Source organism: Neomoorella sulfitireducens (assembly GCF_024733845.1).
GTDB lineage: Bacteria > Bacillota > DSM-521 > Neomoorellales > Neomoorellaceae > Neomoorella > Neomoorella sulfitireducens.
In genome coordinates, this window is sequence record NZ_JANRHG010000014.1 from 16,584 (window position 1) to 29,499 (window position 12,916).

At 55.6% G+C, this 12,916-nt stretch carries 12 protein-coding genes; 1 reads left to right on the forward strand and 11 read right to left on the reverse strand.

Features of this window, described 5'->3' with window-relative positions; genetic code table 11:
- Window positions 1-65 precede the first annotated feature (65 nt).
- From prfB to NWF31_RS12310, 9 genes are all read right to left on the reverse strand, one after another.
- A protein-coding gene (gene prfB / locus NWF31_RS12270) for a peptide chain release factor 2 (RefSeq protein ID WP_258360797.1) occupies window positions 66-1,173 on the reverse strand; the annotation gives its coding sequence in 2 pieces (ribosomal slippage) (window positions 66-1,103 and window positions 1,105-1,173; 1,107 coding nt in all).
- A gap of 244 nt (window positions 1,174-1,417) precedes the next feature.
- Window positions 1,418-4,105 carry a preprotein translocase subunit SecA gene (gene secA, locus NWF31_RS12275; protein WP_258360798.1) on the reverse strand — a complete coding sequence of 896 codons (2,688 nt, stop codon included), beginning with the start codon at window positions 4,103-4,105 and terminating at the stop codon, window positions 1,418-1,420.
- Between the two features lie 128 nt (window positions 4,106-4,233).
- Window positions 4,234-4,923: a hypothetical protein gene (locus tag NWF31_RS12280; RefSeq protein WP_258360799.1), complete on the reverse strand. Its 690-nt coding sequence runs from the start codon at window positions 4,921-4,923 to the stop codon at window positions 4,234-4,236.
- 141 nt (window positions 4,924-5,064) lie between these two features.
- Entirely contained in the window at window positions 5,065-5,589 is a 525-nt protein-coding gene (gene hpf / locus NWF31_RS12285; protein WP_258360800.1) for a ribosome hibernation-promoting factor, HPF/YfiA family, read from the reverse strand.
- A gap of 116 nt (window positions 5,590-5,705) precedes the next feature.
- Entirely contained in the window at window positions 5,706-5,903 is a 198-nt protein-coding gene (locus tag NWF31_RS12290; protein ID WP_258360801.1) for a cold shock domain-containing protein, read from the reverse strand.
- 289 nt (window positions 5,904-6,192) lie between these two features.
- Window positions 6,193-6,906, reverse strand: a complete 714-nt coding sequence (locus NWF31_RS12295; protein ID WP_258360802.1) for a ComFC family protein — start codon at window positions 6,904-6,906, stop codon at window positions 6,193-6,195.
- Window positions 6,907-6,928: 22 nt separating this feature from the next.
- Complete coding sequence (locus NWF31_RS12300; protein WP_258360803.1) at window positions 6,929-8,716, reverse strand: helicase-related protein; 1,788 nt, start codon at window positions 8,714-8,716, stop codon at window positions 6,929-6,931.
- A 74-nt stretch (window positions 8,717-8,790) separates the two neighbouring features.
- Window positions 8,791-9,888, reverse strand: coding sequence for a GGDEF domain-containing protein (locus NWF31_RS12305; protein WP_258360804.1), 1,098 nt, complete (start codon window positions 9,886-9,888; stop codon window positions 8,791-8,793).
- A 71-nt stretch (window positions 9,889-9,959) separates the two neighbouring features.
- On the reverse strand, window positions 9,960-10,385 hold the full coding sequence (locus NWF31_RS12310; protein ID WP_258360805.1) for a hypothetical protein: 426 nt from the start codon (window positions 10,383-10,385) through the stop codon (window positions 9,960-9,962).
- Between the two features lie 64 nt (window positions 10,386-10,449).
- Here NWF31_RS12310 and NWF31_RS12315 point away from each other — a divergent pair, with 64 nt between their 5' ends.
- Window positions 10,450-10,614: a hypothetical protein gene (locus NWF31_RS12315; protein ID WP_258360806.1), complete on the forward strand. Its 165-nt coding sequence runs from the start codon at window positions 10,450-10,452 to the stop codon at window positions 10,612-10,614.
- Here the strand turns inward: NWF31_RS12315 and NWF31_RS12320 are convergent.
- Window positions 10,604-12,019 carry a phosphoglucomutase/phosphomannomutase family protein gene (locus NWF31_RS12320; RefSeq protein WP_258360807.1) on the reverse strand — a complete coding sequence of 472 codons (1,416 nt, stop codon included), beginning with the start codon at window positions 12,017-12,019 and terminating at the stop codon, window positions 10,604-10,606. The genes NWF31_RS12315 and NWF31_RS12320 overlap by 11 nt on opposite strands.
- Window positions 12,020-12,094: 75 nt before the next feature.
- Window positions 12,095-12,859: a DUF421 domain-containing protein gene (locus tag NWF31_RS12325; RefSeq protein WP_258360808.1), complete on the reverse strand. Its 765-nt coding sequence runs from the start codon at window positions 12,857-12,859 to the stop codon at window positions 12,095-12,097.
- Window positions 12,860-12,916: the final 57 nt, after the last annotated feature.

Below are 12,916 nucleotides of genomic sequence, written 5' to 3' on the forward strand. Positions count from 1 at the left end.
AACTTCATCTTACACCAGGCCTGCCGTGGTGTCAAGGTAAAAGCCCGGCTGCCAAGGCCGGGCTTTTACCTTTTCTGGTGTCGCTGCCAGTGTAAATAAGCGTGGATAAAAGGATCGATCTGGCCATCCATAACCGCCTGGATGTTGCCTGTTTCCACCTCGGTACGGTGATCCTTGACCAGGCTGTAAGGGTGGAAGACGTAGGAACGAATCTGGTTTCCCCAGGCTATCTCCCGCTGTTCACCCCGGATCCGGGCCAGCTCCTCTTCCTGTTCCTGGCGTTTTAGCGCCGCCAGCTTGGCCTGGAGAATTTTCATGGCGCTCAAGCGGTTGGCGTGCTGGGAACGTTCATTCTGGCAGGTAACAACTATGCCTGTGGGCAGGTGGGTAATGCGCACCGCTGAGTCCGTCTTGTTGACGTACTGGCCACCGGCCCCCTGCGAGCGAAAGGTATCGATCTTTAAATCGTCGGGATTAATGATTACTTCCTCATCGGCCGTCACCTCGGGGATAACGTCCACGGAAGCAAAGGAAGTATGCCGGCGGCCGGCGGCGTCAAAGGGGGAAATGCGCACCAGGCGGTGGACGCCCTTTTCAGCCTGGAGGTAGCCATAGGCATACTCGCCTTTAATGAGGATGGTGGCGTTTTTAATCCCGGCCTCTTCTCCTTCCAGGTAATCCAGGAGTTCTACCTGGTAACCGTGATCTTCGGCCCAACGGCTGTACATCCTGAGGAGCATGGCGGCCCAGTCCTGGGATTCGGTGCCCCCGGCACCGGGATGCAGGGAGAGGATGGCATTGTGGCTGTCATAGCGGCCGTTCAAAAGGGTGGCCAGGAGTTCCTTTTCCACCTGGCTTTCTACGGCCGCCACTTCCCCGGCGATCTCTTCCTCCAGGGAAGTATCTTCTTCGGCTACAGCCAGCTGCCAGAGTTCAAGGGCGTCCATATATTTCCTTTCCAGTTCCTGAAACCGGGCCAATTTTTCTTTAAGGAAATTAAGGCGTTTCCCTACGGCCTCGGCCCGTCCCCGGTCTTCCCAGAAGCCGGGGCTGAGCATCTCTTTTTCCAGGCGCTCTATTTCTATCGTTGCTGCTTCCAGGTCAAAGGGAAACCCTCAATTCTTCCAGCCGCCCGGCTAAATCCTCCAGGCGGCCTTTATAGTCCTGTAGCATGGCTGATCACCTCTAGAAAACTATTTTTTGACGGTCTGGCTTTAATTTGGAGCGAGCGACTTGGCCCGAGTGGTAAAGCGGTCGCAGGCTGTACCGGAGAGCGAGGGCGGGGCCGAGGACAGGATGTCCGAGGCCGGCCTCTGAGGCAAGGATGCCGAATAGGCCGGGAACCCCGCCCGAGCCGGAGGCTAAGCCTTAGGCCGCTCCACAAGGGCCACGGAGCGAGCGAAAAAAAGCCAGCCCCTCACTTTCCCGCCCCGCAGCATTTCTTGTACTTTTTGCCGCTGCCGCAGGGGCAGGGGTCGTTGCGCCCCACCTTTTGCTCCCGGCGTACCGGCTGCCGCGGCCCCCCTTCTTCCCCGGTATAGCGGTTTTCCACCACCCGGCGGGGACGTTCGGCTTCCTGCTGGACGACCTTGACCCGGTAGAGATAGCGCACGACGTCTTCCTGGATGGCAGCAATCATGTCGTTAAACATCTGGTAGGCCTCAAACTTGTAGGCTACCAGCGGGTCCTGCTGGCCGTAGGCCCTGAGACCGATGCCGTGGCGCAGCTGGTCCATGGCGTCCAGGTGGTCCATCCACTTGATATCCACTACCCTTAAGAGCACCAGACGCTCGATGGCGCGCAAATTTTCCGGGCCCAGTTCCGCTTCCCGCTGCCGGTAGGCCTCCAGTGCCTTTTCCCTTAAAAAGCCGTAAACTTCTTCCCTGTCCATTTCCCGGATGGCCTGGATTAGGGCTTCCCGGTCGCAGGTGGGTAAAAAGAGCTGCTCGGCGTAGTCCAGCATGCCGGCCAGGTCCCACTCTTCGGGATACTTGCTCTCCCCGGCATAGCGGTCGACGGTACCGTCAACGACGGTGTTAATCATATCTTCAATGGCCGGGCGCAGGTCCGCGCCGGTCAAAACTTCCCGCCGCTGGCGGTAGATAATCTCCCGCTGCTTATTGATGACGTCGTCATACTCCAGGACGTGCTTGCGGATGTCAAAGTTATGGGCCTCCACCTTTTTCTGGGCCTGTTCCAGGGACCGGGACACCAGGGGATGATCAATGGGCGTGGTGTCATCCATCCCCAGCCGGTCGAGAATCCCGGTTAAACTTTCAGAGCCGAAGAGGCGCATCAGGTCGTCTTCCAGGGAAACGTAGAAACGGCTGGAACCGGGATCGCCCTGGCGGCCGGCGCGGCCGCGTAGCTGGTTGTCAATGCGCCGGCTTTCATGGCGCTCGGTACCGATTATATGCAGTCCTCCCAGGGCCACTACCTTTTCTCGCTCGGCTTCCGTCTCCTCCTGGGCCCGGGCCAGGAATTCCCGGTAGGCCCGGCGGGCTTCCTCTACCTCCGGGTTTTCTCCATCCACTTTAAACCAGCTTGCCGCGGCAATCAGTTCCGGGCTGAAACCTGCCTGCCGCATTCTTTCTTTAGCCAGGGCCTCCGGGTTGCCCCCCAGGATAATATCGGTACCGCGGCCGGCCATGTTGGTGGCAATGGTCACCGCGCCCAGCCGGCCGGCCTGGGCTATAATCTCGGCTTCCTTTTCATGGTACTTGGCGTTCAGTACCTGGTGGGGTACACCCCGCTTTTTCAGCATCTCGCTCAGGCGTTCCGATTTTTCGATGGAAATGGTGCCCACCAGCACGGGCTGCCCCTTGGCGTGCCGCTCACAGACCTCGTTTACCACTGCTTCGAATTTGCCCTTCTCCGTGCGGTAAATAACGTCGGGGTAATCCTTGCGGATCATGGGCTTATTGGTGGGGATGACCACCACATCCAGGTTGTAGATCTTCCGGAACTCTTCTTCCTCCGTGGCCGCCGTGCCCGTCATGCCTGCAAGTTTCCGGTACATCCGGAAATAATTCTGGAAGGTAATGGTGGCCAGGGTCTGGGACTCCCGTTCAATTTTGACGCCTTCCTTGGCCTCGATGGCCTGGTGCAGGCCCTCGCTGTAGCGCCGACCGAACATGAGGCGCCCGGTAAACTCGTCGACGATGATAACCTGGCCGTCCTTGACCACGTAGTCCCGGTCCCTCTTCATCAGGGTGTGGGCTTTGAGGGCCTGGTTGACGTGGTGGGAAAGCTCGATGTTGGCGTCGTCGTAGAGGTTGTCTACCCCCAGCATCTCTTCCACCCTGGCCACCCCGGCTTCCGTCAGGGTGGCTACCTTCGCCTTTTCATCCACAGTATAATCTATCCCCGGCCTCAGGCGGGGGATAATCCGGGCCACGGTGTAATACATTTCCGTAGGCTTTTCGGCCATACCAGAAATAATCAGGGGCGTCCGGGCCTCGTCGATTAAAATACTGTCAACCTCATCGACAATGGCATAATTGAGTTCCCGCTGGACCATCTCCTCCGGGTGGAGGGCCATATTATCCCGCAGGTAGTCAAAACCAAACTCGTTGTTGGTGCCGTAAGTTATGTCGGCACCGTAGGCTTCCCGCCTGGCGGCGGCGTCCAGGCCGTGGACAATCAGGCCTACCTTCAGCCCCAGGAAGCGGTAAATACGGCCCATCCATTCGCTGTCCCGGCGGGCCAGGTAGTCGTTAACGGTAACAATATGCACCCCTTGTCCCGTAAGGGCGTTAAGATAGGCGGGCAGGGTGGCCACCAGGGTCTTACCTTCGCCGGTCTTCATCTCGGCAATGCGGCCCTGGTGCAGGACAATTCCTCCCATGAGCTGGACATCAAAATGGCGCTGTCCCAGGACCCGCCGCGAGGCTTCCCTGACCACGGCAAAGGCCTCCGGCAGCAGTTCATCCAGGCCGGCGCCGTTGTCCAGGCGGCGGCGAAACTCGGCCGTTTTGGCCCGCAGGTCGTCGTCCGCCAGGGCCTGGATTTCCGGTTCCAGGGCATTTATGGCCTCAACCTGGCGGCTTAATTTTTTAATATCCCGGGCATTATCGTCAAGCAAATTACGCAATATTCCCAGCATTGCTGAAGTCACCTCAATATAAAAGGAACCATGCCGGTTCCTTTCCGTAAAGGATAAACCTTATCGTTTATATTGTAACACGAATCGTTGCCCGGGGCAATTAAGGTTTACCCCGGGCATGGTAATTTTTATCTTTCTTGCCAGTGTTCAAAGGTAAAGTATTTGATGGCCTTCAGGACGGCCTCGGCGGCGGCCCGGCGTTCATCCCCTTTAATCAGGGATACACCGGCCAGATATTCATATCCTTCCCGTCTAACTAAAACAATAACACACACGGCGGCCCGGCGGTGGGCCACTTCCACCAGCGCCAGGTCCTCCAGGGCCAGTCGCCACTTGCCGAGGCTCGCCTTTTCAACGGCATTCAGGGTGGCTTCTGCCACCAGCCGGAGATGGTGCGACGGGAAGTTGGGGCCGCTGGCAAACCCCTGGTAAACATCTCCATCGGGCCTGCCGCCCAGTTCTACTGTTACCTCTGCTTCCAACCCCCTGGTAAACAAATTTATGCTCACAACGCGCAGGGATATACCTGCGGCCCGGTAGGGGAGCCTTTCTTCAGCCACTTCTCCCGGCATTTCCCGCTCATCTACCTGGACTACACTTATTTTTTTGTGGTCTACGGTAACCCCCAGCTGGATAAGCAGGGCCGACTCCACGTCGCGGACGATTTGCTTGGGGCTACGATTGCTGCCAGCCATAATATGTATTTCACCGATGCTGCCATCGGGAGCCGTTACCAGCCGCGCCCCCAGTACGTCTTTAATCTGGCAAATTACCCTTTCATAAGCAGCAACCTCCGTTACCTGTTTCTCCTCCGCCAAATCACTCACCTGTTCCTGTAATTTCTGGATCTATATTCGCCAGAGAAATAAAATTTCCTGCTAAAAAAGGTAAAAAAAGAGAGATATTGTTCGATTTCGCCCAAAATCTCCCATAATCTCCAGGTTTCTTTTATTATTGTATTAATATTCCGGCTCAATTAGGCCGTAGTTACCATCGCGGCGACGGTAAAGGACGTTAACTTCCTCTGTTTCCGCATTGGAAAAGACAAAAAAGTTATGCCCCAGTAAATTCATTTGCAGGATGGCTTCTTCCACAGCCATGGGTTTGATGGGAAAGCGCTTGGTCCTTATTAATCTCGGTTCGGGAATGGCTTCTTCCGCGTTTTCGGCCGGCATTTCCTTTAAGGTGCCGTTCTTCAATTTCCTGGCCAGTTTTGTTTTATATTTTTCAATCTGCTTTTCCAGCTTTTCTACTACCAGGTCGACAGACCCGTACATGTCACCGGTGACCTCTTCTCCCCGCAGCAGGTAACCGTTTAGGGGAATAGTTACTTCGACAACATGGGCGTCCCTGTTCACCGATAAATTAACCTGGACCTCATCCACTCCTTCCAGGTACCGCTCTATTTTGCCCAGTCTCTTTTCGATATACTGTTTTAAGGAGTCGGTTACCGGGAAATTTTTGCCGCGGATAATGATTTCCATCCTCTACCAAACGCTCCTTTCTATACTTATACATATTATTCCCTTCAGGAAAATAAATTCCTGCATCTGCCCTTAAAATACCAGCAAGGCCCCGGTACAAACCGGGGCCTGGTAGGCTACAGTTTAATCACATTGGCTGCCTGGGGACCACGGGGGCCTTCGACAATGTCAAATTCCACCGTCTCTCCTTCAGCCAGGGTCTTAAAACCTTCACCCTGGATGGCGGAGAAGTGTACGAAGACGTCCTTGCCGTCTTCCTTTTCAATAAAACCGTAACCTTTCTCCGGGCTAAACCACTTAACCTTGCCCAACATCCTTTCAACATTCCTCCTAAAATATTCTCCCTTGAGGCCGGGAGCACCCTCAAGCAATTTCATCTTAACATGGTTATTGTTGACTGTCAAATTATCCTTGACCGCGTTTGCCAATTTTTGGTTGTCGAAAACAGTTTTCGTAAGCCCTTCTGCCGGGCTCTGAAGCTGTGGATAAAGTGGATAACCTTGTTAATAAGTTGTAATCCCTGCCCTGCAACTGTGGATGGAAATGTGGAAGTCCTAAAATTTTGTCGATACCGGTATCCGCAATGGCTATTTTTGGTGAAAATCAGGATAAATTTTCGATCCCCGTTGCCAGGGTAACTACGGCAACGCTGGCAGCACCGGCAGCCATCAGGGCGATGGTACAGGCGGCGGCCGTGGCCCCCGTGGTCAGTACATCATCTACCAGGAGCAGGTTGCGCCCTGTTATTTTAGCCGGCGCCGTTACCCGGAAAGCGCCGGCCAAATTGCGCCACCGCGACCTCCGGGTTAGGTTGACCTGGGGAGCTGTTTCCCGGATTCTGGCCATTACATCTCCATCTACCGGGAGATCCAGTTCCCGTCCCAGGGACAGGGCCAGGAGCCCTGCCTGGTTAAAGGCGCGGGCCCGCAGGCGGGCTCCGGTAAGGGGCACCGGGAGCACCAGGTCGGGACGTACCGGGCCCAGTTCCCTGACGACCACCCCGGCTAAAAGGCGACCCAAAGGTGCGGCCAGGGAACGGCGGCCCTGGTACTTGAAGGCCCAGATCATTTCTTTCATGATTCCGTGGTAGGGGCCCACCGCCCGGGCCTTCCGGAAAGGAGGCAATTCCTCCCGGCAGTGGCGGCAGATGACCTCCTTTGCCAGCAGCAGGAGGCGGCCGCAATAATGACAGGGATGGTATCGCTGCCGCCAGGCCTGGAGCTGGTCCCTGCAGGCGGTGCAAAAGTCACCGCCGGGAGACGGCCGGCCGCACCAGGCACAGGACCGTGGTTTGGGAAAAAGCCAGGAAAAAAGCACAAAGCGCCTCCTATCATGTAGCCTAGACCGACAGGTATCCCCTCCGGCGGGCCAGGTTGTTAAACTCCTGGATCTGGTGGCAAGCCGCAACCATGGCCGGGCTAACCCGCCTGGCCAGAAACCAGACCTGGCCGGCGGGATGGTCCGGTGAACGACCGGCACGGCCGGCCATCTGGACCAGGGTATTGGTGGTAAAAACCATTTCTTCATCGGCGTACAAGACCAGGACATTAAGGCGCGGGATGGTAATTCCCCGCTCCATCACAGTAGTCGCCACCAGCACGGGAAACTCCCCCCGGCGAAAGGCGGCAATTATTTCATCCCGCCGGGGATGGGCGGCATAACAGCCCTGAATCCAGGGCCTTTCAGGGGCCGGTCCCGGCCGCTCCTTTAAGAGCCAGGCGACAACTTCTTCTACCAGTTTAACTGCGGGAACAAAAATAATCATCCGGCTATTTCCCGCCAGGGTCAGGTCCAGGCAACCGGCCAGGCGGCGGGGAAGGGGCCCGGTTCCGGGACGGCTTAAAACCGGTTCCCGTATGATTTCCGGTACCGGCAGGGGATGGCCGTGGGGCCGGGCCGGCAGATAAATTACCTTTACCTGCCTGCGTTTCACCCGGGTAACCAGCCCTGGTGGCGGGGTAGCCGTTAAAAATAACACCTGTCCGCCTTCCCGGCGGGCCCGCGTTACAGCATAATAAAGCATGGGGTCTTCAGAAAGGGGATAAGCATCTACTTCGTCGAGGATTACCAGGTCAAAGCGACGATAAAAGCGCAAGGCTTGATGGGTAGTAGCCAGGATAATGTCGGCCTCGCCGAATTTTCCCGGGCTCCCGCCATAAAGGGCAAGAATACGCAACTCCGGCCAGATGGCCGCAAGGCGTTTCTCTAATTCCCTGATGATCTCCCGGCGAGGACAGGCATAAAGGACGGTCTTCCCAAGGCTCAGGGCAGCAGTAATAGTCCCGCAGGCCACCTCCGTCTTACCGGCACCGCAGGCGGCCCAGAGTAGACACTCTTTTCCCGCACCCTGGAAAACAAATTCTTCTGCTTCCCTGTAGGCATCCGCCTGGGCCCTGGTGAGGGTAAACTGGAGCCGGGGACGGACTTCCCGGCCGGGCTTTATCCCCGGCCACTGCGACGACCAGGAACTGGCATACAGGGGACGGCAGCGGCGGGCCTGGCCCATGGCAAGACAATTTTCGCAGATAAGGCAGTCCCCGCTTCCGCAGGTATTACAGGCAACCTTTAACAACCTGGAGGACTGGCCGCAGCGCCGGCAGCGGGGCTCGCCGTTGGGATCATAACCGACCCCCGGCATGATACTTACCTCCCCCTCCAGGAAAAGCCAGTGTAACAGGTTCTCCAGGGGAGCAGTTACGCCCCTCTTATTTCCCGCCATGGCCAGCTCTATTTCTTCCCGCCAGAGAATGCGGCCGGCCAGGCTTTTTTGTACCAGGGCCAGCTCTGCTTGTGCCGGCGCCGGCAGGGGGGCGGGTAAATAATTAACCGGGATTGACCACGGGGGAAGGCCCAGCTTCAAACGCGCCCTGTTTATCCGGGCTGTAACCTCACGCCACCGGGGTTCCCCTTCTATATGTAGATATCGTTGCAACCATTCCCATAAAAAAGCCGCCGTACCCAGGGGTAGTGGCGGTGTAAGTAAGGTAAAGTGATGGTAGCCGTGCTGCTGCCAGAAAGTACGATCCAGGCCGGGGTTGTGGCTGAGCCCCAACCGCCCCGAGCGGGCGTTCCAGGTCGCGTATACATAACCACGCCAGCAAAAAATGGGGTTATAACTTGCTTCCAACGTTATCTGACCTCCAGGTAATAACCCGAAGCGATTTTTTTAATAAACCCGTCGTAGCCCTTAAAAAATGCCGGTTATAACCTGGCCTCATTTACCCCGCCTTCGTCTTTAAGGAGCTGGTACGAGTACACGCTGTTGCGCCCCCCGGTTTTTGCCTGGTAGAGGGCCAGGTCGGCCCGGGCAACCAGCTCTTCCTTATTAAGCCCGTCTTCAGGCCAAACGGCTATACCGGTACTTACCGTCAGGCGTACAGGTGCCCCTTCTTTCGCCCCTTCTTTATTGAAGCTGTGCCCGGCTATGGCCTGGCGTATCCTTTCCGCTACCTGAAGGGCACCCCGGTATTCGGTGCCGGGCAAGATAATGGCGAATTCTTCGCCGCCAAAACGGGTGACAATGTCCTGTTCCCGGGTATGTTCTTTTAAGATTCCCGCCAGTTCCACCAGCACCTGGTTACCAATCATATGGCCGAAAGAATCATTAATTTCTTTGAAATAATCGATGTCGATCATTAAAATAGCCAGGTGCCGCATCTGGTACTGGGGACTTAACATGCTCTCAAGGTTCTGCTCAAAATAGCGATAATTAAAAAGCCCGGTCAGGTCGTCGGTGACGGCCATAAGTTCAGCTGCCGCCAGCTGGGTGAGGGAGTTTTTATATTCCCGCTGCCAGTGAGCCACCTCGGCCTGCAGGAAAGAAACCTTAAGGGCTTCAGCAAGCGTTTTAAGCCAGGTAAAAAAGCAAAAAGCTATTACCGCAAGCAAGCCGCCCAAGAAGGCCAGGTGACGATCGCTTAATGGCATCTCCTCCTTAATATACCAGTAAACTGCCAGAAAGAAGCCTGCCGCCAGTCCGGAGACGGCAACCTCCTTCTGGCCCAAGTAAAGGGGTACCAGGAGGGGTAAAAGCAATAAAAAAGGGAAATAAAGATCCCATGGCATGTTCCATGTAAACTGCCAGTTGCTTACCAGGAGAAGGTTAACACCTAAGAAAAAGAACTGCTCCCTGCGGTTTCTTAAAAAGTTTCCGGTTACAAGGACCAGGCTGTTGATTATACTCCAGCTTAAGCCCCACCAGACAGCCGGGCCGGGTAGACCTGCAAGGGTTAGAAGCAAACCTCCCGCCATCAGGGTTAAACCCGCCAGCCACCCCTCCCGGCTGTGCCCTTCGCCCATGAACCCGCTCTCCTTAAACTTAACTTAAATTGTATATTTCGCCAAAAGGTTAATTTTTCCTTCCGTGTAATTTATTTTTTTAAGACACGGCAAATCTTTTCCCAAGTAAAGCTAAAATCTTTTTCCCGGCGAATATCTAATAGATAAACCTGCCGGCCGTCGTCTCCAGCCGGAAACCGCCCTACCTCCATGACTTCCTCGTGGCTAAAAATCACCGGAAAAGAGGGATAGGGATAAAAAAATTGGTGCAAGATAGCAACGGAGGCCCGTGCCCGGACGTCGATAATTATTACCAGCTTCCAGGGCACACCGTACCAGAAGCACCACCACCAGAAACGGCGCAAGATACCTTCGAGAAAATTTTCCTGGTTACCCACCAGGAGGGCCAGGGTGGAATAGGTAAAGGTTAATTCTTTTTGCCGCCACCAGAACAAACTGTAGACTAAGACCAGCAACACGACTGTTGCCAGCAAGATTATCGGTGCCTGGTAACCCACGTCGCTCACCCCTGCTCTATTTTATGCGGCAGGGGCAGCCTGGGGTGAAAAGGAGGTGAACTTAATGCCGGCCGCCAGCGACGCCTGCCTGCGCTGCGGCGCTTCTTTAAGCTTAATGGAGCGCTTCGGCCTGGAAAATGCCGTAGAAGTTCCCGGTAAAGGGGCTTTATGTCCCACCTGTTACCGGGAACTTTCGGTCGAGGAATATGACAGGTACTTTAAAGCTTAAGGGCGGAAATTATATCTTCCTGGAGGAGACGGAGGCGCTCGTCAGCGGGTGCCTCCACATATAAACGCAGGAGGGGTTCTGTACCTGAAGGCCTAAGTAAAACCCAGCTGCCGTCGGCCAGGATAAATTTAACACCGTCAACTGCCAGGCAACCCGTCACCGGCACGCCGGCAATCCTGGCCGGGGTAAAATGCGGCAGTTGCCTTAAAACCCGTGCTTTGACATCCGGGGCGACTTCGATGTCCACCCGCCGGCTTACCAGGCGGCCATGGCGCTCTTGTAAATCCGCCAGGATTTTGTTAAGGCTGCGCCCCTGGACGGCCCGCAGCTCGGCGACCAGGGCCGTGGCCAGGATGCCGTCTTTTTCCGGGATGTGGCCGCGGATGCTTAATCCCCCGCTCTCCTCGCCTCCCAGGATACAATCGTGCTGCCTCAGGGCCTCGCCGATATATTTAAATCCCACCGGTGTTTCTATGACTTGCAGGCCTTCGGCCGCGGCCAGGCGGTCCAGGTTGTGGGTGGTAGCAACCGTCCTGGCCACCGCTCCCCGGGACTGCCGGTGGAAAATGAGGTGGGCCAGGACCAGGTAAAGGACTTCATTGGCCGTCAGGTAAGTACCGTCCCCATCGACAACACCGAAACGATCGGCATCACCGTCAAGGGCCAGCCCCAGGTCGGCCCCCGTTGCGCGCACCTGCCATACCAGATCACTTAAACCGCGGCCGCTGGGATCAGGCAGGGAACCGCCGAAAAGGGGGTCCCGGTAGTTATGGATGGTATGTACCTGACAGCCGGCCTGTTGCAGAAATTCATCGAGGTAATCGATCCCCGCACCATACAGGGGGTCAACGACAACTTTTAACCTGGCCTGCTTGATAGCTTCTACATCAACTAAACCCCGGAGGTATTCCAGGTAGTCCTCCCGCGGCTCCAGTTTCTTTACCATACCCCTTTGCCTTGCCTCCGCCAGTTCCATGTGCTTAATCGATCCTCCGGACGTTACAGCCGCTATTTCTTTTTCAATGGCTTCGGTAATCGCCGGTACAGCCGGACCCGCATAATCGGGTATAAACTTGAGGCCGGCATAAGCGGGGGGATTATGGCTGGCCGTAAGCATTAATGCCCCTAAAGTCTCGTATTTCTTGATGGCCCAGGCCGTTACCGGCGTTGGTACGGCCCGGGAAGGCAGGTAAACGGTAAAGCCGTTACCTGTAAGTACTTCGGCTACCGCGGCAGCAAATTCCGGGGCCAGGAAGCGGTTATCATAACCGATTACAACTTCCCCCGGCCCTTGCGTGGCCTGCAGGTAATTGGCGACGGCCTGGGTAACCAGGCGCACATTGGCAAAGGTAAATTCCCCGGCAATAATGGCCCGCCATCCGTCGGTGCCAAATTTGATCACCATTACAACCACCTCCAAAAAACTTTTCCCAGGACGGCCCTGGCCGGCTGGCGCCAGTACTCAGTATAACGTTCGGGATCAATAGGGCCTGTCCTGCTCCTCTTTTTCTTTTTTCACCGGGCTTTCCGGGGCGTCGGTGATGTCTACTGGGCTGACAATGTCGTCTTCTTTTAAATTGACATACAGGGAGCCGTCGCTCCTCAAAACGGCATAGTCAACCTGGCTGATATCCCTGACCCCCTGGGCCTGGAGCTGCCGGATGAGCCATTTTTCATCCAGTTTATTTTGCTCCAGGTTCTGGAACAGGATTTCCCCATCCATTACCAGTTCCGTTGGAATCCCCTCATAACTGGTCGGCAACTGGAGATCGGCCGGCGTCAGGGGGCGTTTCTGGGATTTCAGCAAAACGCTCAGGTCGCCGTCAGGCTCCAGAATAGCAAATTCAACGTCGGCAATATCAAAAACATTTTTTTGTCGCAGCTGCATGGCCAGTTCATCAAAATTATACCGCATTTTTTTCATATTTCCTTCCAGGATTTTGCCGTTATGCACCACTACAGTGGGCTCACCGGAAATAAGCTTGCGGGCCGGGCGGCTGATGAGGGCCACATAACCGGCCAACCATGTCAGGAAGGCAAAAAGGGTGAGGCCCACGAAATGAATCCCCGTCCGGTTGGGATCTATATCGGTAGCCAGCACGGCAGCTATACTGCCAAAGGTGATGCCGTTAATGTATTCAAAAAATGTCAGCTGGCCAATCTGCTGTTTGCCGAGAATCCGGGTGTAGATAAAGATGGCCGCAAAGGCAAGTATAGTCTGGAGAAATACCTCAAGGTACTCCAAGAATTTTCCCCCCAGAACAAGTTAATTTAAAGTAATTCCCGCTTATGGAGATAAAAA